Annotated in this window: 28 protein-coding genes and 3 tRNA genes; 5 read left to right on the top strand and 26 right to left on the bottom strand. The window is 70.3% G+C overall.

Annotated elements, in window-relative coordinates; all coding sequences use genetic code 11:
* Positions 1–98 precede the first annotated feature (98 nt).
* The 3 genes from ACWCPF_RS05480 (at position 99) to ACWCPF_RS05490 (ending at position 493) form a co-directional block, all read left to right on the top strand.
* Positions 99–171, top strand: a tRNA-Asn gene (locus ACWCPF_RS05480).
* Positions 172–177: 6 nt separating this feature from the next.
* Positions 178–250: transfer RNA gene (locus tag ACWCPF_RS05485), tRNA-Asn, on the top strand.
* Between the two features lie 169 nt (positions 251–419).
* Positions 420–493, top strand: a tRNA-Ile gene (locus ACWCPF_RS05490).
* A gap of 223 nt (positions 494–716) precedes the next feature.
* On the opposite strand, the gene ACWCPF_RS05495 is transcribed toward ACWCPF_RS05490, so the two are convergent.
* The 3 genes from ACWCPF_RS05495 to ACWCPF_RS05505 all read right to left on the bottom strand — a co-directional run bounded on the left by ACWCPF_RS05495 (position 717) and on the right by ACWCPF_RS05505 (position 1,666).
* A complete protein-coding gene (locus ACWCPF_RS05495) occupies positions 717–935 on the bottom strand; it encodes a hypothetical protein (protein WP_451043636.1) in 219 nt (72 codons plus the stop codon).
* Between the two features lie 141 nt (positions 936–1,076).
* Positions 1,077–1,484 carry a hypothetical protein gene (locus ACWCPF_RS05500; protein WP_451043637.1) on the bottom strand — a complete coding sequence of 136 codons (408 nt, stop codon included), beginning with the start codon at positions 1,482–1,484 and terminating at the stop codon, positions 1,077–1,079.
* Entirely contained in the window at positions 1,481–1,666 is a 186-nt protein-coding gene (locus tag ACWCPF_RS05505) for a hypothetical protein (RefSeq protein ID WP_451043638.1), read from the bottom strand. The genes ACWCPF_RS05500 and ACWCPF_RS05505 overlap by 4 nt, the downstream gene beginning before the upstream one ends.
* 163 nt (positions 1,667–1,829) lie before the next feature.
* Between ACWCPF_RS05505 and ACWCPF_RS05510 the strand changes: the two genes are divergently transcribed.
* A complete protein-coding gene (locus tag ACWCPF_RS05510) occupies positions 1,830–2,681 on the top strand; it encodes a helix-turn-helix domain-containing protein (RefSeq protein WP_451043639.1) in 852 nt (283 codons plus the stop codon).
* Between the two features lie 15 nt (positions 2,682–2,696).
* Complete coding sequence (gene cyaB, locus ACWCPF_RS05515; RefSeq protein WP_451043640.1) at positions 2,697–3,251, top strand: class IV adenylate cyclase; 555 nt, start codon at positions 2,697–2,699, stop codon at positions 3,249–3,251.
* 50 nt (positions 3,252–3,301) lie between these two features.
* Here cyaB and ACWCPF_RS05520 read toward each other — a convergent pair whose 3' ends face one another.
* The 23 genes from ACWCPF_RS05520 to ACWCPF_RS05630 are packed head-to-tail and all read right to left on the bottom strand — an operon-like array spanning position 3,302 to position 20,263.
* The gene (locus ACWCPF_RS05520; protein ID WP_451043641.1) at positions 3,302–3,562 is read right to left on the bottom strand and encodes a hypothetical protein; all 261 of its coding nucleotides are present in this window, start codon (positions 3,560–3,562) and stop codon (positions 3,302–3,304) included.
* Positions 3,562–3,819, bottom strand: coding sequence for a hypothetical protein (locus tag ACWCPF_RS05525; RefSeq protein WP_451043642.1), 258 nt, complete (start codon positions 3,817–3,819; stop codon positions 3,562–3,564). Before ACWCPF_RS05525 ends, ACWCPF_RS05520 begins: the two co-directional genes overlap by 1 nt.
* Before the next feature lie 19 nt (positions 3,820–3,838).
* Complete coding sequence (locus ACWCPF_RS05530; protein WP_451043643.1) at positions 3,839–4,687, bottom strand: N-acetylmuramoyl-L-alanine amidase; 849 nt, start codon at positions 4,685–4,687, stop codon at positions 3,839–3,841.
* Positions 4,688–4,735: 48 nt separating this feature from the next.
* Positions 4,736–5,116 carry a hypothetical protein gene (locus tag ACWCPF_RS05535; RefSeq protein WP_451043644.1) on the bottom strand — a complete coding sequence of 127 codons (381 nt, stop codon included), beginning with the start codon at positions 5,114–5,116 and terminating at the stop codon, positions 4,736–4,738.
* Positions 5,117–5,560 carry a hypothetical protein gene (locus tag ACWCPF_RS05540; protein ID WP_451043645.1) on the bottom strand — a complete coding sequence of 148 codons (444 nt, stop codon included), beginning with the start codon at positions 5,558–5,560 and terminating at the stop codon, positions 5,117–5,119.
* A 12-nt stretch (positions 5,561–5,572) separates the two neighbouring features.
* The gene (locus tag ACWCPF_RS05545) at positions 5,573–9,424 is read right to left on the bottom strand and encodes a hypothetical protein (protein ID WP_451043646.1); all 3,852 of its coding nucleotides are present in this window, start codon (positions 9,422–9,424) and stop codon (positions 5,573–5,575) included.
* Positions 9,425–9,428: 4 nt separating this feature from the next.
* Positions 9,429–11,417 carry a phage tail tape measure protein gene (locus ACWCPF_RS05550; protein ID WP_451043647.1) on the bottom strand — a complete coding sequence of 663 codons (1,989 nt, stop codon included), beginning with the start codon at positions 11,415–11,417 and terminating at the stop codon, positions 9,429–9,431.
* Entirely contained in the window at positions 11,417–11,710 is a 294-nt protein-coding gene (locus tag ACWCPF_RS05555) for a hypothetical protein (RefSeq protein WP_451043648.1), read from the bottom strand. The genes ACWCPF_RS05550 and ACWCPF_RS05555 overlap by 1 nt, the downstream gene beginning before the upstream one ends.
* A gap of 50 nt (positions 11,711–11,760) precedes the next feature.
* Positions 11,761–12,168, bottom strand: a complete 408-nt coding sequence (locus tag ACWCPF_RS05560; protein ID WP_451043649.1) for a hypothetical protein — start codon at positions 12,166–12,168, stop codon at positions 11,761–11,763.
* Between the two features lie 23 nt (positions 12,169–12,191).
* Positions 12,192–12,623, bottom strand: coding sequence for a phage tail tube protein (locus tag ACWCPF_RS05565; protein ID WP_451043650.1), 432 nt, complete (start codon positions 12,621–12,623; stop codon positions 12,192–12,194).
* Positions 12,624–12,650: 27 nt separating this feature from the next.
* The gene (locus tag ACWCPF_RS05570) at positions 12,651–13,070 is read right to left on the bottom strand and encodes a DUF3168 domain-containing protein (protein WP_451043856.1); all 420 of its coding nucleotides are present in this window, start codon (positions 13,068–13,070) and stop codon (positions 12,651–12,653) included.
* A 2-nt stretch (positions 13,071–13,072) separates the two neighbouring features.
* Positions 13,073–13,447 (bottom strand): HK97 gp10 family phage protein, encoded by a 375-nt coding sequence (locus ACWCPF_RS05575; RefSeq protein ID WP_451043651.1) that lies wholly within the window; start codon positions 13,445–13,447, stop codon positions 13,073–13,075.
* A gap of 4 nt (positions 13,448–13,451) precedes the next feature.
* A complete protein-coding gene (locus ACWCPF_RS05580) occupies positions 13,452–13,634 on the bottom strand; it encodes a hypothetical protein (protein WP_451043652.1) in 183 nt (60 codons plus the stop codon).
* Positions 13,634–13,972 carry a hypothetical protein gene (locus tag ACWCPF_RS05585; protein WP_451043653.1) on the bottom strand — a complete coding sequence of 113 codons (339 nt, stop codon included), beginning with the start codon at positions 13,970–13,972 and terminating at the stop codon, positions 13,634–13,636. Before ACWCPF_RS05585 ends, ACWCPF_RS05580 begins: the two co-directional genes overlap by 1 nt.
* Positions 13,972–14,331 (bottom strand): head-tail adaptor protein, encoded by a 360-nt coding sequence (locus ACWCPF_RS05590; RefSeq protein WP_451043654.1) that lies wholly within the window; start codon positions 14,329–14,331, stop codon positions 13,972–13,974. Before ACWCPF_RS05590 ends, ACWCPF_RS05585 begins: the two co-directional genes overlap by 1 nt.
* The gene (locus ACWCPF_RS05595; RefSeq protein ID WP_451043655.1) at positions 14,328–14,921 is read right to left on the bottom strand and encodes a hypothetical protein; all 594 of its coding nucleotides are present in this window, start codon (positions 14,919–14,921) and stop codon (positions 14,328–14,330) included. The genes ACWCPF_RS05590 and ACWCPF_RS05595 overlap by 4 nt, the downstream gene beginning before the upstream one ends.
* 21 nt (positions 14,922–14,942) lie before the next feature.
* Entirely contained in the window at positions 14,943–15,422 is a 480-nt protein-coding gene (locus ACWCPF_RS05600) for a hypothetical protein (RefSeq protein ID WP_451043656.1), read from the bottom strand.
* Position 15,423: 1 nt separating this feature from the next.
* On the bottom strand, positions 15,424–15,795 hold the full coding sequence (locus ACWCPF_RS05605) for a hypothetical protein (RefSeq protein WP_451043657.1): 372 nt from the start codon (positions 15,793–15,795) through the stop codon (positions 15,424–15,426).
* A gap of 15 nt (positions 15,796–15,810) precedes the next feature.
* Positions 15,811–16,674: a phage major capsid protein gene (locus ACWCPF_RS05610; RefSeq protein ID WP_451043658.1), complete on the bottom strand. Its 864-nt coding sequence runs from the start codon at positions 16,672–16,674 to the stop codon at positions 15,811–15,813.
* Positions 16,675–16,689: 15 nt separating this feature from the next.
* Positions 16,690–17,445: a hypothetical protein gene (locus ACWCPF_RS05615; RefSeq protein ID WP_451043659.1), complete on the bottom strand. Its 756-nt coding sequence runs from the start codon at positions 17,443–17,445 to the stop codon at positions 16,690–16,692.
* Between the two features lie 58 nt (positions 17,446–17,503).
* A complete protein-coding gene (locus ACWCPF_RS05620) occupies positions 17,504–17,749 on the bottom strand; it encodes a hypothetical protein (RefSeq protein ID WP_451043660.1) in 246 nt (81 codons plus the stop codon).
* A 40-nt stretch (positions 17,750–17,789) separates the two neighbouring features.
* Positions 17,790–18,773 carry a VG15 protein gene (locus tag ACWCPF_RS05625; protein ID WP_451043661.1) on the bottom strand — a complete coding sequence of 328 codons (984 nt, stop codon included), beginning with the start codon at positions 18,771–18,773 and terminating at the stop codon, positions 17,790–17,792.
* Positions 18,770–20,263 carry a phage portal protein gene (locus tag ACWCPF_RS05630; protein WP_451043662.1) on the bottom strand — a complete coding sequence of 498 codons (1,494 nt, stop codon included), beginning with the start codon at positions 20,261–20,263 and terminating at the stop codon, positions 18,770–18,772. Before ACWCPF_RS05630 ends, ACWCPF_RS05625 begins: the two co-directional genes overlap by 4 nt.
* Positions 20,264–20,266 lie beyond the last annotated feature (3 nt).

Below are 20,266 nucleotides of genomic sequence, written 5' to 3' on the forward strand. Positions count from 1 at the left end.
TGGCGGAGCACCCCCCTGCTTGCGCTAATGTATGTGTCGCAGCGAGCGAGCGCCCCCTGGCGAATACCCAGGTAGGTACGATCGATGCAACGAGGCGTTCCCCTGTAGCTCAATTGGCAGAGCAGCCGGCTGTTAACCGGCAGGTTACTGGTTCGAGTCCAGTCGGGGGAGCTTCGATCTCCTGTAGCTCAATTGGCAGAGCAGCCGGCTGTTAACCGGCAGGTTACTGGTTCGAGTCCAGTCGGGAGAGCAGCGTGAACGAGGACCCCGTGGGGGTCCTTTTTCATGTCGGCGGGAACCGTGCAGGCCAGGGGGGCAGTCCTCATGGTCGTGCAAGGTCCACCAGCCGAAGCGTGAGATCGTATGAGCGGCTATGCTGCGGCAGACGGCGCGCACACATGTACGCGACACGCCGCTATGGGGCGGTAGCTCAGCCGGTTAGAGCAGCGGACTCATAATCCGTCGGCCGTGGGTTCGAGTCCCACCCGCCCCACCTTCGCGATCCAGTGCAGGAACGTTCTCACCTGCGGCAGAGCGCCAAGCCCCTTCCGATGGAGGGGCTTTCGTCGTCTTCGAAGATCGTCAGCTGGCCCGCTGCTGGCCCGAAGGTAAACGATCACGACATGGAGACGGACCTGGCCGGCGGCGGGGTCACGCCGAGGTACAGCAGAACGCCCCTCGCTCCCGTGAAAGGGGCGAGGGGCGCAGGGTGCGTTTCAGCGGCCGGGGTGGTCCGGGTCGTCCTCGGCCGTCGGGAGATTCCCGTACCCCTCCGACCAGTGGTTGACCCAGCCACAGAGCCCGCAGGCGTAACGGCCGTTCAGCCCGTGGACATCGGCGCCGCACTGGCGGCACTCCGTCTTCGTGATCTCCGGGCTGATCCGGGGGCGGGCGGTCTTACTCGGCACGGGTTGCTTCGGCCGCTGCTGAGTCATGTGCCGAGGGTACCCGCGGGGCGGGCGCGGACCCACTGGCCCAGCCGCACTGGTTCGAGCAGATCCACGAACCGTTCGATCCCTGGATGGCGGAAGCGCCGCAGTTCGGACATTGCATCGTTCAGTCCTCCTTCGGGACTGTCACGCGCGGTCTGCTTGTGACCGCGGATGACGTGACACCTTCTCTGGCGTGCTCCTCTGCCCGTCTCTCCACGCGGTGCGGGCAGGAAGGAGGCCAGACGTCTGGCGGTACAGGGCGAGCGTGTACAGGGCCTTGCTGTCCGGGCAGTAGTCGCGGTGGGTGCAGCGGGCGCACGCGGTGATGTGGACGTCGTACACGCGGCCGGCCTCCCGCCGGGTGCAGGGTCGGCAGGCGCGCGGCTCCCACCGCTTCAGGGTTCCGCCGATGACGCTGAGGCGCGGGCCCAGTTCCACCGTGTCGGCGCCGCCGCACCACACGCAGCGCTTCCCCTCGATCTGCTCGGGGGCGAGGCCGGCCGCTCGAGGTACGGGCAGCATTTCGGTCGCGTTGACGAAGCCGGGGTTCACGGCTGGTCCGCGACGGGCACCAGGTCGTAGACCTGACGGCACGAGGAGCAGGCGAAGAGCTTCGCGCCGCTGGAGTCGCGGACGAGCCGGGCCGTGTTGCTGTACGACTCGTGCCAGGCGCACCAGGCGATACCGGTGCGGGGGATGGCGGGGGGATTCTCGGTCTGCGTAGGCTTCGCCACGTCGACTCCAACCAGTCGGCCACTCCCGGGGCCGTTCGCGCGGCCGCCGGGGTTTCGCGTACCTGGTCAGGCTGGTGTGACGGACGGTTTCGGCTCGATACCCCACCGGTAATCTCACGGTGAGATACCTTTCGATCCCACCGTGGATACCGGGGGCCGCACCATGGGAACCGCACTGGAGCCGATCGAACTACCGGCCTGGGCGTGGGAACGCGCCGAGGTCCGCCAGGCCCTGCGTGCCAGGGACATGGGTGCCGTGTTCCGCCACGTGCAGCAGTACGCCGGCGCGAGTCAGGCCCGGATCGCCGTCGCGGCCGGAATGACACAGGCCCGCGTCAACGAGATCATCAACGGCCGCCGTGAGGTGTCACGGCTCGACGTGTACGAGCGGATCGCCGACGGCCTGCACATGCCCGACGACGCCCGACACCTCCTCGGCCTGGCGGCGAGCAGGGAGAAGCGCACGGGCGGCCCGGCGTTCGATCTGGCTGCGTTCCCGGAAGTGGTGCGTGTGTACGCGGCGCAGGGCTCGGCGTCCGAGGAGATCCGGCAGCAGGCTCGTGAGGCGCAGGAGTTGGACGTCCTGGCGGTCCGAGGGCTCGGCCTGATTGGGTTGAACGACAGCCTGCTGCGCGCATGTCTGCCGCGTGAGCAGGGCGGCCGGGGACTCCGGGTGCGGGTGGCGCTCCTCGACCCCGACAGCGACGCCCTGGCCCGCCGCGCGGCCGAGATCGGCGAGTCCTCGGAGTCCCTCGCCGGGGGCGTGCGTCTGGCGGAAGCACGGCTGCGGGAGTTGGCCGGCGCGGGGGACGTCGGAGTGTGGAGGTACCGGATGCTGCCCACTTGGCGGGTCATCCGCACGGACTCCACCATGTTCGTCGGTGCCTTCGACGCAGGGTGGGAGGGCCACGAGAGCGCGATGTACAAGGTCATGGCGACGCCGCACGGCCCGCTGTTCCGCGGGTTCCGGCGGATGTTCGAGACAGTCATCGACGGCGCGCAGCGCACGGTGTGAGAAGGGGATTCGCTGGTGATCGAGGCGGAGTTGAAGGCTCGGGTGCACGCCCCGGAGGCGGTCATGCGGCAGCTCGACGAGCGCGCCACGGCCCGCATCGAGGTGTACCGCGACACGTACTACGACCGGCCTGACGGCGGCATGGAGAAGGCCGACCAAGAGCTGCGCGTGCGGACGGTGCACGGCGCGGACAGCACGCGGACGGTGCTCACGTTCAAGGACGCTGCAGTCGACGAGGCCTCAGGGTCGAAGCCCGAGCACGAGACCGCAGTCGCCGACGCAGACGCAGCGCACGCCATCCTCCGCGGCCTCGGCCATGTCGAGGTCATCGCGTTCGAGAAGCGGTGCCGCAACTACGACTTCACCGCCCGCGGCCGACAGATGCTCGCCACCCTCGTCCGCGTGCCCGAGCTCAACGGCACCTTCTTGGAGGTCGAGACCCTCGTCGCCGAGGACGACGTGACCGCCGCCCTGGACGACATCCGCGCGGTGCTCGCCGACCTCGGGATCGGGCCGGACGATCTGACACGGGAGACCTACACGGGTGCGGTGGCCGCGCAGCGCAGCTGACCTCGGACGCACGAAAGCGGCCCCGCCCTCCGAAGAGGACGGGGCCGCGGTCAGCGTGCGAAGAGGGAGACGGCGCCCGTTGCCGCGCCGGCGAGTCCGGCGAGGACGCCGATCGTAGGCAGCGGCCAGCGGGCGCGTTCGAGGGTGCGGATCCTGAGCTCGTGGTCCTGGACGTCCTGCCGAATGTCCTTCGCCTCGTCGAGGAAACTGTCCACCTTGGACTCGATGCGGCCGACCGTCTGAGCCAGATCCCTCACCTCCTGGAACATCTGAGCCGTGCTGATATACACGCCGGAGTCCGGCGTCGCCATCAGACGCCTCTCGCGAGCGAAGCGCTGTTGGTGACATCCCTCCACCGGGCCACCAGGCCTTTGCAGAGGGCGAGTACGGCGCCCACGCCACCCGCTCCGGCTGCGTACCACATGCTGCCGTTGAGGGGCTGAGTGACGACGATGCCGCCGATGAACGACTGCAGGAACGTGGACAGGACGCGCTCCAGAAGGTCGCGGCCGTAGGTGCCCGCGGTCTTCACGACCGTCTCTGCGTCGGGCAGGTGAAGGTTCGACATGGGGTGTTCCTCTCGATGCTCAGGCGGTAACGGTGAAGCCGTGCCGGGCGGCCAGCAGCTTCAGGGAGGCAGGGCCGGGGATGCCGTCGGCGTCGGTGCCGGTGTAGCCGCCGCCGGCCGGGGACCGCTGCCAGCGCGCGTAGGCGGCGACGGTCTTGGTGCCGAACGAGCCGTCCACGTAGGCCGCGGCGAGCAGACCTTCGGCCTTCAGGGCGCGCTCGACGAGGAGGACTTCGGCCTTGTAGGTGGTGTGGCCCTGCGCGGCGGCCGGGTCCTTGCGGGCGGCAGCGACGACGTGCGCCAGGGACACCTTGGGCTTGGCCGGGGTCGTCTCCGTCACGGTGCCCGCCGGGCGGGGCGCGCCGTTCTGCACCCAGGCGTACAGCGGGCCGCCGGGGCAGTCGGTGGCGTAGCCGTCGCGGTGGCCCTTGATCTCGTTCCCGGCTCCGTGCTTGCGCAGGAGCTCGATGCCGTCGCGGATCGCGCCGAGCATGGCGTCCGTCGGCTGGGTGAGGCCCTCGTCGCCGACGAGTCCGACGATCGCGTAGTGCGCCTGGTTCAGGGCCTGGTCGCCGTTGGCGCCGGTGCGCTTACCGATGCCGCGGCCCTCCAACAGGAACCCGTGCGGGCAGGCCGCGTAGTTGTAGGCGACGTCGGAGTAGTTCTCCTTCGTGTTCGCCAGGTGGGACTTGCGGATGGCCTTCCACTCGGCGATGCACGCGGCATGGTCGGTGAGCAGCGTCGTGCTCACGGCGGTGCCCTCGTAGTGGACCTTGACGCCCTTCGTGGACGTCTGCGTCGGCGCGGCCGAGGCGGGCCAGCCGAACTCGGCTCTCGTGACGAGCTTCAACGTGGGTGCTCCAGACATGACGAACGCCCCGGCCAGCGGCTCGGGGCGGTCGGTGGTGGGGTCGGGTCAGGCGGCGGGCAGCAGCAGGAGGCCGCTGACCCACAGGTTGCCGGTGGCGGAGACGACGTCGGCCGGGTCCAACGCCGGCGTGTCCGCGGCCCCCGCGTACAGCTCGATGCGGGACAGGGCCAGGCCTGCCGAGGGACCCGCCCGGAGCCCGGACCGGGCGAACGTTTCATCGACGGTCACCGACATGGTCACCACGTGCGTGGCGCCGACGGCGTGCTGCAGCTCGATGTGGTCCGCGTTCGTCTCCACGCCCGTCACTGCGGAGGGCTGGTGCGCAGAGCCGCCGATGACGGCCCACCCGCTGCCGGTGTTGCGCAGGGCGCAGGCGATGACGGCGAGCCGCGCGCCAGCCTCGGTGACCAGTACGTGAGTCGTCATTCAGGCCACCTCGTAGATCGTCACGGTGAGGGCGCTGTACGCGAACAGCCGGTGCCCGGTGCTCGGTGACGCCACCAGTTTCAAGGTGTGAGAGCCGGCTGCGCTCAGCGTCCCCCGGTAGGTCGCTGGGGTCGTCGCGCGGTTGTTGACGTTCGTGCTGGTGTTGTTCCACCGGAACACGGCGAACTCGGTCTGAGTGGCGCCGTCCACGTTCAGGTTCCCGCTGCTCAGGCCGCCGTTGCTGGTGGTGACCTCGAAGTCGTATTCGCATTCCGCCACGAAGACCGCGCCGGCGGTCTCGGTGGTCAGCGTGATCGAGCAGCCCGGCACGTCCGCCATGGCCGCCGGGCCTGCCAGCGGGCTCGTCTGTCCAGCACGGTAGGACTTGGGCTGCAGGCGGTTGATGCGCTGGGCTTTGAGCGTGTCACCGGCCAGGAAGGCCATGCGGGTTCCTCCTTACAGTGCGGCGACGGCCGGCCGGGCCAGGCTGATGGCCGTGCCTGCGGTATGGGGCTTGACGGCGCCGTTGACGGACCGCGAGGCCGTGATGACCTGCGGGTTGAGAACCTCGAAACTGTCGTATCTGACCTGCGGGTTGACGTTGGTGTTGCCTGCAGCGGTGATCGACCGGGCCCCCACGAACGCCGACGTGGTGAGCGACGTGTCGATGGTCGCCACCTGCCAGGTCTCCGGCTCCACAGCCGAGGCCGCCCACACCTTCGTGCGGACGAGGCTGCCGGACACCTGCAGGCGGCAGCGGACGTAGGTCCCGGCGACGTGGGTGATGCCGGTGGTGTACGTGCCGAGGGAGGATTCCGCGGCGGCCACCCTCTTGCGGAGGTCGACGAGGACGGCGTTGCCGGTCGTGAACTCCACCCGGGCGAAATAGAGGTTGTTGCCGTCCACGTACCGCGCGGCCGGCCCGCCGTACAGGCTGCCGCCGGTGGCGGTGGCGCTGGTGGTGACCGACACGACGACGTCGACGTCCGGGTCGGTGTGGTCGATGCCGGAGCGGCGGGAGACGTTCGTCGTGGTGAGGATGTGCTGCCCGTAGCCGGAGCCGACGGCGTAGTCGGTGGCGACGGTGCCGCCCGAGGCAGTCCAGGCCTGGCCCGAGTCGGCGCTGCCCCATCCGGCGGACACCGTGCGCCCGAAGGCGTCCGCGGCCCACGACGTGATGGCGGACGCCTGGATCTCCTCTCCGGCCGCCTTCAGGTTGAAGGGCAGTTCGATCGCCGACCTCGTCCACTCCGGGCCCTGCCTGGTGACCACGGTCAGCGCGGTCGCGGCGGCCGTCGCCGCGGTCATGAGCTCGCAGCCCGCGGTGTCGGCCCGCACCGGAGCCATCCCGGTGAAGGACAGGTCGTCGATGTGGACGGCGTCCTCACCGGAGGCCGCCGAGTTGTCCTTGGCGTACTGGAAGAGCACGGCGGTCGCGCCGGCGACGGGCACGATCTTCTGCGTCCACCCCGTGGCGCCCTGCGCGCGCAGCACCAGTGCGCCGTCGACGGTCACCAGGAGCCGGTCGCCGTCGAAGCCGACGCCGGAGGCCTCGCTGCTGGTCCAGTACCAGAACCGCATCTCGGTCGCGCCCGTGGGCACGGTTACTGTCCAGTTGGAGACCTGGTTGTTGGCGATCGCCCCCGAGCGCAGCGACCAGGCGCCGGTGTTGAAGTGGGTCGTGGAGCGGGCCCAGGACGCGGAGCCGCCGTTGGTGAACTCCACCGCGTAGTCGGTGTCTTCGAAGTCCTCGTAGACGACGACCGCGCCGACGGTCCAGGGGCCGTAGGGGGTGCAGTTGAGGGTGATGTCGAAGACGCCCTCGCCGTGGGCTTCCTTGGTCCCGCGCACCAGGAGGTCGAACCCGTCGGGCCCGTACCGCTTGGGCGTGTTGACGACCTGGACGCGGGATCCCTCGCGCAGCCTGAGGACGGCGTCGATCAGGTTCCGCATGCGGCGGTTGGCCATCTTCAGGGTGAGGCTGGCGACCCGCATCTCGTCCCACGTGCCCAGGTGCAGCCGCCAGCCGGCCTGATCGGGCAGCTGGTCGTCGGTGTGGACGATCGTCTCGGGCGAGGTGCCCTTGTCGCCGATGCCGTCCGGGAACGGGGCCGTGGACAGACGGCCTTCGGCGAGCTCGGCGGTGGCCTCCGAGCCGAGCCGCCGGCGGGCGGTGACCTTGTTGGTGAAGCCCTTGTCGTCGTCCTTCGGCTGGAACGGCGCGAAGACCATCCCGCTGGTGTAGTCGAGGACCAGGTCGACGGGCTTGTTCTCCAGCGTCTCGTGGGTGAGGTACTCCAGGCCGACGTCGTCGCGGCGCTCGACGAGCAGGCCCATGTCGGTGTCGGCGGCCGCCTGGACCAGCGCCATGACCGGGGACTGGGCGTAGGGGCCCAGCGCCATGGTGCCGGGGCCGGTGACGTCCAGGGCGAGGGCCTGGTCCGTGGCCAGCAGCGCCAGCCACTCGCGGGTCTTGAGGCCGGGGATGCCCAGCTCGCCGCTCACGAGGTGCCCGTCGCCGTTGAAGGTGTAGGCGGTGGTGAAGCCGACGCCCCAGACGCTGAGGTGGCCGATGCCCATGCCCCGCACGCCGGTTCCGAAGGTGGTCCGGATGGAGCGGACCCGGTCCGCGCCGATGGCCACCGCGCCGATCGAATCGGTGGAGCCGCTGTTGTTCGGGTCGAGCAGCGCGAGCACGATGGACGTGTTCGCGCCGGACGGCTCGGCGTAGACCTTGACCAGCTGCCAGCGGTCGAGGAAGCCGAGGAAGCCCAGGCCCCGCATGGTGTCGTGGCTGATCTCCGCGGTGGAGCCCAGCGCGGTGCCGTCGGAGGTGACGGCGTCCAGGGTGATGTTCTCGGCGCCGCCGATCAGCTGGGCGGCCAGTGTCATGGTCGCGGTGCCCGTCGAGAACCGCAGGATCTGGTGCTTGGACCCGTCGGTGGGGAACCCGTCGGTGGTCAGCTTGACCATGAGGTAGACGGACCAGTAGCCCGTGGTCTCGCCGGTGATGCCCGTGGCCATGAGGGTGCCGCCCGCCTGGACGGTGGGCAGCGGGGCGCTGCCGACGAGCGTGCTGTCCCGCGCGAAGTCCAGGCCGGTGACCCGCATCGGGCCCGCGGTGGACTGCTCACCGACCTCGGCGACGTAGACGTCGCCCTGCGCGCCCTCCTCGAACGTCCAGTAGGCCTGCGCGCCGTAGCGGGAGATGCGCCGGCGCATGGGCGACTGGACCGGTTTCTGCGGGCCGTCGTAGCGGCGCAGCACGCCGGCGACGTCGAGGTCGACGTAGGCGGACGCCGGGCCGTCCTCGTCCTCGTAGGGTTCGATGTCGCTGGTCTCGCCGACCAGGCGGACGGTGTCGGCGGCCTCGGGCAGCGGTGTGATCTCCAGGTTGTCGAACGAGAACGTCACCGGGACCGCGGTGTCGTCGGCCGGGATGGAAGCGCGGAAGCCGAACTCGCCGCTGCTGTAGCTGGCGTCGTAGAACTGGGCGTGCCAGTGGTCGGGCTCGGGCGTTCCGTCGGCCCATACCCGCGTGCGCAGCTGGGGGCCCTCGCAGCGCACGCGCACCCGCAGCGGGGTGTTGATGTTGTAGGTGAGGCCGGGCACCTGCTGGAAGGGGGTGGAGGGGTTCCCCGACGGGGTGGCGATGTTCACGCCCACGCGCAGGCCCGCGCCGCCGGGCAGGCCGGTGTTGGGCAGCAGGAAGATGTTGCAGAGGTAGACCTCCACCGCGACCGGGTCGACCCGCAGCATCGCCGTGAAGACGAGCCCCTCCTCAGTGTTGTTGTCCCGGGGCAGCACGCTGGTCGCGATGGTGAAGGTCGCCTCGTAGTCGCCGAGGTCGAGCCCGTCTGTGATCATGAAGCGGCTGGAGTTCAGCGTGCTGGTGGTGATCTTCCCCGCGCCGCCGGAGACGGAGAACTCCGAGGCGGGCGGCGAGCTGCCGACGGGGTCCCAGATCACCCAGTCCGTGCCCGAGTCCGAGGTCCCCCATCCGTTGGACTCGGTGCGGCTGAACGTGTCCGTCATGACCGCGGCCGGGGCGGCGGGCACGTCGCCGACCCGGAACCGGACACGGGTGCCGCGACCGAAGAGCCCGTACAGGTCGCTCTCTACGTTGCGCGGGCTGAGCGTGCCGTCGGGGTCGTTGACCCGCACGGTCATGCTGCCCGGGCGCGGGGAGGACCCCTCCGAGCCGGTGCCCCGGGTGATGGTGACACGGGTCGACTCGCGCAGGGGCAGGCTCACCCACTCCCCGTCGATGAACGCCTCACCGATCCGCTTCAGCGGCCACGACACCATGCCTTCACCCCTCTGCCAGTTGCACGATGGAGCCCCCGCCCTCGGTACGGGTGATCTCTTGCAGGAACGCCACGAACCGGTCGTTGGCGCCCTCGAACGCCAGCGTGAAGCGGGCCTCAAGAGGCTGGACGCGCCGGGTCGACGGCGCTGCCGTGCCCTGGTTGAGGAGCTGTTCCAGCCTCGACAGCGGCAGCACGGCTTCCTGCTCGCGGCCCTCGCCGATCATCGCCAGCGTCGGCCCCGTGGTGATGCCGCCGTCGGCGAGGTAGGGGATGTCGGGGGTGTTGAGGGTGAGGCGGGGGATGTCGACGCCCATGAACGAGCCGCCCCCGACACTGAACGACAGGCGATTCCAGCCGCCGATCACGGAGTTGATGGCGCTACGGAAGGCTCTCGGGATGCCGTCCCACATGCCCGACACGGCGCTGCTGATCCGCCCCGGGATCCCGGTGATGAACGAGACCATGCCGTTCCAGTAGCCCTTGATCTTCGTCCACATGCCGCTGGCGCCGTTCGAGATGGCGTTCCAGACGCCGGTGAGCGTCGGCACGAGCGTCCCGGTGAACCAGCCCACAACCGTTTCCACAGCTCCCTTGATGCCATTCCACCCGGCCTTCAGTGCAGGCATGAGGGTCCCGGTGAACCAGCCGGACACGGCCGCGGCCGCGCCCTTGATCGCGCCCCACGCTGCCGCCCATGCCCGCTGGAACAGGTCCGTCTGGGTGGCGATGTACACGATCGCGGCGACCAGCGCGACGACGGCCACGATGATCCACGTCATCGGGTTCGCGAGCATCGCCGAGTTCATCGCCCACTGCGCGACCGCGGCGATCGCGAGGCCGGCGGCCAGGGCGAGCACGATGGGGACGAGCGCCTGGACCAGGCCGGGGTACTTCGTGAGCAGGCCGGACACCAGCTGCAGGACGGGCAGGAGCGCCGTGCCCAGGGTCTCGGTCACGGTCCGCATGACCGAGTTCCACTGTTGGGCGGGGTCCCCCTCCATGCCGTCGGTGACGCGCTTCGCCGCGCCGGCCGCGTCGTCCATACCGGTCGCGGCGGCCGCCGTCTGCGGGTTCATGGCCAGCAGCGCATCGGCCGCCTCACCGGCCATGTCGCCGAACAGAGCCACCTGCAGCTGGGCCCGCTCGGCGGGGTCCTTCACGCCGCGCAGCGCGTCGAGGGTCTTGGTGAGCGCGTCCGCGGCGGGCTTGCCGCCCTTGCCGATGTCGGCGAGCATCGTCTTCGAGTCCAGGCCAAGCGCCTTGAAGCCGTCCGATGCCCTCTTGGTCTCCTCGGAGGTGATGCGGGCGAACTCGTGCAGGACGTCGGCGGCCTGGTCGATGTCCCGGCCGCCCGCCTGCACGAACTGGCTCATCATCCCGAACGCGGTCTGCGCGTCCAGGCCGATCCGCTTGAAGTGGGTGCCGTACTCGGTGACGATCGCGGGGATGTCCGCGGCCATCGAGGAGGGCAGCGTCTGCGCTGCCTTGGTCAGCACGTCGAACGCATCGGTGCCGTCCTTGACCAGGCCCTGCTTGATGAGCGCTCCGGCGGCGTTGGCCGCTTCGGGAATGTCCATCCCGAACTTGCTCTCCAGCGCGGCCGCGCTCTTGGTCATGTCCTTGAGCTCGGCGTCGGTGAAGTCGCCGACCTTGCCCATCGCGCCGATCACCGCGCCCATGGCGTCCGCGACGCCCGCCACCGACTCGCCGAACCCCGCGGAGAACACCTCGCCGGCGAGATGCCCCGCGCGGTCGGCCTCGTCCTTCGTCAGGCCGAAGCCGTGCTCCAGCGTCGTCATGGCCGAGGAGATGTCCATGGCGGACTCCAGGCCCACGACGAACGCGCCGCCGAGCCCGGCCGCGGCGACCGTGCCCGCCGCGGCGAGCCCGTTGAGACGGTCCTCGATGCCTGCGGCGCCCTCGTCGACCTCGCCCTGCGCCTCGGACATGTCGACGCCGAGGCGCACCAGGAGCTCGTCCAAAACAGCCATCAGGTCCCCTTCCGGGAGCGGCGCCCGCGGCGGGGCTCGTCCTGCTCGTACTGGGCTTGGAGGCCTTGGACGATGCCGAGGATCTCCCGGCCGGTGCGGGCAGGGCGGTCCGCCCGCGACCACACCATGAGGTGGTCGCGCAGCCTCGGCCGCGCGCCCCTCTTCATGTGCGGGGCGGTGACGTCCATGCCCAGGCGTGCCAGGAGGACGTCCCAGCGGCGCGGTGTGACGGGCCCGTAGAGGTTCTGCCAGGCGACCAGGTGCACGATCTGCTCATCGCTGAACCGGGCCATGACCTCGTCCGGCGGCAGCCGGTAGGCGATGGACAGGTCGTACAGCAGCCTCAGCTCTGGTCGCCGCCGGAGTTTCCCTCGGCGTCCCGGACTTTCTGCTCGAAGTCCCGGTCCTCGCCGGACAGGTGACGGCACAGCTTGAACAGCCCGTCGACCATGCCCGAGCTCTTCTCGCTGAGGATGGCGATGCCCTCGCGCAGGTCGGGGAAGACGAGCTTGCCCGTGTCCGGGTCGTACAGGGCCTTGGCGACGATCTCCGCCCGGTTCGAGCGGACCTGCATTTCGGCGCCGCTGCGGCCCTCCTGGAAGCGCAGCTTGTTCAGCTTGTTCTGGTAGGCCTCCCAGTCCCCGGACGGCAGACCGCGCACCTCGACGGTGACGCCCCACTCGGGGATCTCCACGTCCGGCTGGGTCTTGATGTCCTGCGCGGCGCGGATGGCGTCCTTGATGCTGCTCACGGCAGTGCTCCTAGGGGTGATCGTCAGCCGGTGGCCGTGAGGGTGGGCTTCCCGGAGATCTTGAAGGTGACCTCTCGGCCCATCTTGTCGTCGAGGGGGAACTCATCCGAGATGTCGCTGATGCCGGCGGTGAACTGCCAGGTGTGCTCGTCGTCGTCGCCGGGCAGCATGACGAGCTGGTAGTCCCGCAGCTCGTCCTCTTCGAAGTCGGCGTCCAGGTCCTGGTGGGTGTTCTCGCCCGGGCGGTAGTTGATGGTGGCGCTCACCTCGCCGCCGTCCTTCATGCCCTTGACGAACTCCCGGTACTTGTCGGGGGAGTCGTGCGCGGACACGTCGATCATGTTGCGGGACCGGGACGGGCCCGACAGATCCTCGACGGACGCGATCGTCACGAAGACGCCGCCGCCGGTGGAGTCCCGCTTGAGCAGTGTCCCGGTTGCGTCCTCACCAGCCATGGCGGGTCACATCCTCTCTGTCGTCGTTCACGGGCTGACCTGGGTCAGGACCCGGAAGCTGATGGGTACGTGCCGGATGTCGCCCGGCGGCTCGGGGTCGGTGATCGTCTGCTGCGACACGTAGTAGGTGGCCACGTGCCGGTGCCCGGCGACCGTCAGCGGCCGGTGTTCGAGGAGCGCCCGCAGCCGGGCGGCGATCTGCAGGGCCTGGCGGTAGCCGCGGTACTTCGACCACACGTGCAGCGTGATCACGGTGTTGGAGCCGTGGCTGTCGTGGGTGTTGTCCGGGGTCTCGACGGCCTCGCCGATGACGATGTACGGGTACGGCTGGTTCTCCTTGACCCAGTCGAAGACGCCCTGGACCAGGGCCGTCAGTGTGCTGTCCGCCGTCAGCGCGGCGAGGACGGCTTCCTGGACGGGCAGGACGGCGGAGTCGGAGGCGGGCATGCTCACAGGCGGCTCCTCACCTCGTCCTTCAGCCGCTGCACCAGCTGCGTCCCGGCACGCTCCAGCGCGGGGATCAGCGTGGGGTTGGCGGGGATACGGCGGGAGCCGCGTTCGTGGAAGACGGCGTAGAGGTCGTCCTGGTCGCGCCAGCCGACCTCCACCTGCAGCCCGTCCTTCTGGTACTTGGGCTCGACGCTGCCGCGCAGGTTGCCGGAGTCGACGCGCACGTTGCGGCGCACGTCCCCCACGATGAGCGCGGCCGAGTTCTCTACCTCCGCCTTGGCGGCCGTTTCCAGCTGCGGCACCAGCTCCTGCAGACGGCGCTGCAGCCGGTCCATGCCGACGATCTCAACCCGGGCCCCTCGTCGACGCGCCACGGGATCACCTCCGCTTGTCGAGGAGCCGGCGGATCTGGTGCAGTTCACCGGCCACGGCGAGGAGCGCCCACGCGATCGCCTGAGGCACATCGACGTCGACCTGACCCAGGCCGAGGAGCCGTTCGGCCTCGCGCCGGCACTCCTGCGGCTCGGCCCGCGGCAGGCCGCCGCCCTCCGGGCCGGGCATCAGGTGCCCAGCTCGAACGGCCTCACGGTCACGGACGTGACAGCGCTGTAGGTGATCGCCGCCCGTCCGGTCGAGCCGCGGAAGACGTTGGTCAGCGGGATGATGGCGTGCTTGCCCGCGGCGACGACGACCGCGACGTCGGCGATGGCCAGCCCGGACACCGTGCCCGGGGTGGCGATCGTCACCGTCTTGGAGGACGCGTCGCCGTTGTTGACGTACAGGAACCGGCCGGGTCCGACGGGGGCGGTGTCGCCGCCGCCGGCCGCGGCGGTCGCCTGGGCGGCGATGTCGGCGATGCCGGTGGCGACCGGCACTGTGACGAGGCTGAGGTCAGCCATCAGCTTTCTCCTTCTGCCTGGATCAGCTCGACGAGAGCTTTGGAGTAGACGGGGGTGGACGGCTGGACGACCGCCTGCACCCGGAACACCTGCACGGTGCCGAGGGCGTCGGTGCCGCGCAGTTCGTCGCCGCGGCGCACGTCCGCGCTGGGCAGCAGGTAGACGTCGTGCGAGTGGCGGGAAAGGGTCGATGCGGCGACGATGCGCTCGGCGGCCGTGGGCTGGTCGACCTTCGCCCGGACGCTGCCCACTTCGACGAGCGTGGTGGTCTGGCCGCCGGATCCGTCGTCGTCGGTCTGCGGACGCCACACCGTGAGCGCGCGGTTGAGGTAGCGGCCGATGCCCGCGCGGCCCCTCACCGGAACGTCACCAGCGCCGCGCCCCCGCCGAAGCGTGCGGCGAGGCGCTCGCGCAGGTAGTCGGGCAGCTCCATGCCGGTGATCAGCCCGGAGTCCCCGTAGGTGACGGAGTAGTCGCCGATCCGCTCGGAGCGGATGTCTCCGGCGGCCAGGCCCGCACCGTCGGGGTCGGCCCGGTAGTCGGCCAGCGCCGTCGCGGCGATCCGGCACACCAGGTCGACGATGTCCGACGGCACGACGGCCAGGCCGTGCGTCTGGATCACCTCGACGTCGGACGGGCCGCAGCCGGGCGACCAGCCGCCCGCCCGCCACAGGCGGTGGGAGCGCAGCCGCCAGTCGGTGACCGCCTCCCCGTCGATCTCCACTGTCGCCACCGACACGATGGGCGGGCCGGGCAGCGTCAGCCACTCCGCGGCCGGGCCCTCCAGGGTGACGGTGGACGTGGTCTGTGAGATCGGCACCCCGGCGGCTTCCCGGACAGCGGTGGAGGCGACGTCGAGGTAGGTTTCCGCGACGGTCTCCTCCTGCGCTGTCACGGTCAGGCCGCGCGCGGCAAGGTCGGCCGTGGTCGCCAGAGCAGCGAGCGCCATGACGGCCCCCCTTTCCTCGCCTCAGGCGAACAGGGCGATCAGGTCGTCCTTGGTGTACGCCTCGGCGTCCTCGCGGGACATGCGGCCCGACTTGACCGTGAAGTCGATCCACGCGGCCTTGTCGGCGCCCGGGTCCGGCCGACCGTCGCCCGCGCGCGCGGCGGGGGCGGGCTGCTCGGGCAGCTCCTGCAGCTGCGCCTTGGTCATCGCCTCGGCGTCCGCCTCGGGGATGGCGTGCACGGCCATGGCCCACAGGACCCAGTCGTCCTTGCCCGCCCGTGCGCCCGGGCGCGGAACCATGCCCTCGGTCAGCGCGCTGCCCTGCACGGCCGCCGCCTTCGGCGCGGGCCCTGCTACGGGTGCGCCGTAGTAGGGGGAGCCGTCCGTGTTGACGCGCTGGATCGCCCCGCGGTCAAGGCGCTCCTGGATGCCCTCGGGCAGGGGCAGGTCCATCGCGAAGATGCCCCCGCCCTCGCCCCGGACGTAAATCGTCTCGGCCATGTCAGGTGTTCCTCGGGACCTTGAGGGCGGCGATGGTCCCCGTCGTCGTGGACGACGTGATCATCATGCTGCCGTCGGACTGGACGAACCGGCCCGACTCGAACGGGCCGATGAAGTGCGTGGTGCCGAACGCGACGGACACCGTCAGGTCGCCCTGCCCCGCGGCGAGCGCGGGCGGGTGGTCACCAGCCTTGACCGTGATGGTCAGGGCCGTGTCGTCGTCGTTGTTGAGGACGCGCAGGATGGTCAGCTCGGGGAAGGCGTTGGCGAGCTGCATGTCGTTGGTCGGCGCGGCCACGAGGGTCGTGCCGGTCGGGTTCACCACGCCGCTGTTGGGCGGCAGGTTGGTGTAGCTGAGCTGGGTTGTCGCCATGAGTCATGTCTCCGATCAGGCGGCGGGGTTGATGAACGCGGCGGCCAGGTGGTCCGGGCGGATGACCTTCGCCCCGTACAGGGCCAGGCCCTTCACGGCGTCGCTGAAGCTGGACTCGGGGCGGTAGGCCTCGGTCTTGTTGATCTGCTCCGCGAACGTGACGGCCTCCTTCACGCCGGCCTGCACGACGGTGGTGTCGCCGGTCGGGACGGGGCAGTTGTTCGACTCGTAGATGTCGAAGCCGGCCGCCCTGCCCACGAAGCCGTTACGCAGGCCCTGGTCGGTGGCCGCCTTGTCGGCCGCGATGAAGCGGTCGTCCAGCAGGAGCGAGGCGTAGAACTCCGGGGGCACGATGCAGTACCGGCCCGCCTTCGGGATGTCCGCCTTCGACAGCTTGGTGCGCAGCGGGACCAGGACCTTGTTGTAGGCGTCGGTCGGCGTGGTGTACGTGTCGATCGGGGAGCCGACCACGTTGAGGAAGTTGCCCGCCTGGATCTGCGTGTACAGCCCGGCGACGTACTGGTCGATGATGTCGGCCAGACCGTAGGCGGCCTCGCTCATCGCCTGCGGGATCAGGTTGGACTTGGCCTGCCGCTTGTCGACGTCGTCGATGGAGAACGCCCAGTACTTCGACTGGTCGACGACCAGGGTGCGCTGGCCGGTGGTCAGCTTCTCCGGCGTGATCGTGGTAGTGCCCGGCACGTAGGTGCCGATCGCCGGCCGCGACACTGAGGTGATGCGGACGGTGTCGCCAGCCTCGGAGATCTCGCCCTCCCAGTCGCGGTTCACCACCGTCGGCGAAGCGTAGATGAGCTGCTTGCGGGTCGCGACGAGCAGCCGCGAACTCCAGATCTCGGGAACGAAGTTCCGCACGGTCATGGGATTGCCTCCTGGCTACTTGCCCGCCATGAGGTCGTCGAGCCGCCCGTCGATACGGGCCTTGTCGATCGCCTCGGGGGTCATGGTCTTGAGGTCCTGCTGGGTGAGCTGCTTCGGCCGGCCCGCCTTGCGCGCTGCGCCGCCGTCGCCAGTGCCCTGGAACCTCTTCGCCGTTGCGGCTGCCAGGTAGGGCTTGGACTTGATGAGCTCCTCGATCGCTTCCGCGACCTCTTCGCTGTCGACGTTGCCGTCGTCGTCGACCTCGAACTGGTCGAGGTCGAGGAACTTGTACGCGTCGGCCGGGTCCGCGAGCTTGCCCGCGGCCGCGGCCTTCACCTCGGCCCGCACGATGCGGCTGTTCGCCTTGCCGAGGGCGTCCTGCTCCGCCTTGCGGCGCACAGTCTCCGCCTCGTCCGCGCCGGCCTTCTGCGCGAGCTGCTCTTCGAGCTGCTTGCGCTTGTCGCGCTCGCTCCGCCACTTCCCCTTCATGGAAGCGAGGGCCCGCTTGCCCTTGTCCCCGAGCGCGTCAGCGCCGTCCTGGTCGTCGTCGCCGTCACTGCCAGCGGCTCCGTCGCCTTGGCCGTCGTCCGATCCGCCGTCGTCCTGGCCGTCGTCGGAGTCGTCTCCGACGCCGTCCTGATCGTCGTTGTCGGTGCTCTGATCGTCGTCGCCGTCGGCGTAGAACACCGGCGAGAACGGGCCGGCCGGGTAGGGGTGGGACCAGCCTGCCGCGTGACGGCGGGCATGGCGGGGCAGGGTGAAGAGATCCATCGGTGTGCTCCCGTTGCGGGATCGGTCCCGTCCCGTTGCGGGCGGGAGGTCGGGCGGATCAGCGGGACCGCGGCGGCTGGCCAGTCCCTGGGTAGAGATCGCCGTTCAGGACGGCAATGCGCCGGGCCTCGCGCTGGGAGGGCGGCTGCGCCCGGAGCCTTTCCAGCTCGGCGATCAGCTCGGTCTTCTCACGTTCGGCTCGTTTGCATCGCTTCTGCCACTGCCGGGCGCGGGCCCGCCAGTACTCAAGGGTTCCGGCAGGAACAGCCGGGTCGATGTCGTCGAGTTCGTTGTCGGCGGCCATTGCGGCTCCCTCAGATCACGCGGCCGCGCGTTGCGCGCGGTCAGTACAGGTAGCCGTGCAGACGCAGGAGCCGCACGGCGTGCGCCCGGTCGTCGGCGATGCGGAAGATCTCTTCCGGCATGAGGCGGGCCCGCTCCGGGCGGAACCCGCGGATGGACCGACTGCGGGGGACAGCGCCCTCGCCCTGCAGACGGCGGAACTCCCGCCGGCGGAACTCACCGCGCACGCTGCCCTCGGTCGTCGTGGCCAGGCGGCGGCCCTCGACGGTGGCCGAGGCCATGCCCCGCCGGGCGTTGACCACCTGCGCCAGGTCGGCGCCCTCGGCGATGGCCTTCGCACCGGCCGCGCCGAACGTGCGCAGGCGCTGCGCGTCCGACATCCGGTCGAACGCCTGCCTCGGATCCTGCGCGGTGGGCCGGTGCTCGCGGGTGACGGGCTCCATCCCGCAGTGACAGCGCGGATGCCGCGCGAACGCGGTGGACACCCCGTACTCGCGGCCGGCCAGGACCAGGCAGCGCGAGCACGCGCCCGCCTCGACGACGCGGATGTAGGAGGTGACGGCCGGTCGGCTGATCATGGCCACGGAGTCCGCGGCCCGCCCGGTGTCCGCGATCGCCGTGCGCACGATGGCGTCGAGGAGCAGCTGCCCGCGCGCCATCGCCTGCACGATCGGCGCGCCCGCGGTCACCAGGCGCAGCGCCGACCACACCGGAGCCATCAGCACACCGGCCAGCGGGCGGCCGGTGCCGTCGACACCGACCAGCGCGGACGGGTTGAGGCGGTCGCTCTGCGGCTGGTCGGGGTCCTCGCCGAGCAACTGCTGCAGCCACGGCTCGGACGACTGCGCCGCGGTCAGCTGGCCGGCGGCGACGACGGCGAGGACTCCGGCGAGCAGCCCGGTCCACGACGACATCAGGTTGTTGCGGTCGGTCTGCAGCCACAGGTGGCGCGCGGCCCTCGACGCGGCGCCCGCGAGCCGCAGCCTCGACTCGGCGTGCCGGTCGGCGGCGGCAGTCGGGCTCACGCCGACACCTCGTCCGGCTCGTCCGGCTCTGCCTCCTCGCCGTCGTCCTGGTCGCCAGGCTCGGCGGCAGGGCCGGGGCCGTTGGTCATGATGCGGGCGACCTCGGCCACCGGATCCATCTCCGCCTCCCGCTCGCGCAGCGCGACGACGTCGGCGACCTCGGTCGGGGTGAGGCCGTAGCGCAGGGCCAGCCACTCGAACGGGAACCCAAGCTGCTTCAGCTTCAGCAGCGCGTCCGCCATCTGCGCGTGGCTGCGGGACTCGGTGTCAGCCCACAGCACACGCCCGGAGCGCAGCGCCTCAGCCTTCGCGTACTCGCCCTTGGCCAGGGCGATCAGCCGCGCCACCTCGCGCAGGCCCTGCCCGTACCACAAGATTTTTTCGTCGCACCGTTTGACCAGACCGGTCTCGGCGGCGAGCAGCGTGCCCTCGGCGATGTTCGCCATCCGGCTGATCAGATAGTGCTGGGGGGTCCTCGTCTGCGCGGCGAGGTGGCCGACCCCGACCTCGATGATGCCGGTGTACATGGCCAGGTTGGCGGCCGGCCAGGAGTCGATCCGGGCGTCCTTGCCGGTGATCCACGCGACCCGGTCGACCATGAACTTGTCGAGGTCGACCGCCTGCTTGCCGACGATCTCCCCCGCGCTGTTCAGCTTCGGAATCATCGGCCGCTCGGCACCCATGATCACGCGCTGCGGGAAGGACGCGGCGTCGGAGGCGGTGAACAGCTGCGCCCAGATCAGGTTGATCGCGTCCTGCATCGCCACCACACCGGCCACGTCCGAGATCGGATCCTCGACGAGCATCGGCTTGTTCGGGAGCTCCACCATCGGCACCACGCCCATGGGGTTGGGCTGCGGGTTGGGCTCGTCGCCCATCTCCCGCGGCGTCCACCGCTTCAGCTCCTCGTCGACGTCGGCCATCTGCGGCGACTTGTCCTGCTGCGCCAGCGGGCGGCAGAACTTCCACACCTCGTCCTTGAGGTACAGGGTGGCGTAGTCCTGGTTGCCGTCCTGCCACCGCTTCAGCGCGGCCCGCCGCAGCCGGCGCGAGCCGGGCTCGTAGGCGACGATCGACTGCGAGGCATCCTCGAACGTCACCACCGGCATATCAGGGTCGTCGGGGTCGCCCCACACCAGCACGAAACACCTGGCCCCGGTGACCGCGCCGAGGAACCCCAGCTGGCTGTCGGCGTCCAGGCCGTTGATCTGCCACACCCGCCACAGATCCTTGTCCGCGGTCGTCTCGCCGTCGGCCAGGAACCCGTTGACGGTCAGCCGCTCGACCGGCGCGTCGGCGACCACCTGCACCCAGTTGTCGGAGAAGTCCCGGTACCTCTCGCCGTGGAACTTCGCGAACTCCTGCGACGCGAACCGCAGCGGGTGCTTGCCCCGGTAGTAGTCGTTGTGCCGGTCGATGTCCCCGCGCCGCCGGATCAGCTCGTTCTCCAGCAGCGCGACCAGCTGGAGAGCCTGCGCCTCCGTAGCCATCGG

It is taken from the genome of Streptomyces sp. NPDC001858 (genome assembly GCF_053594615.1).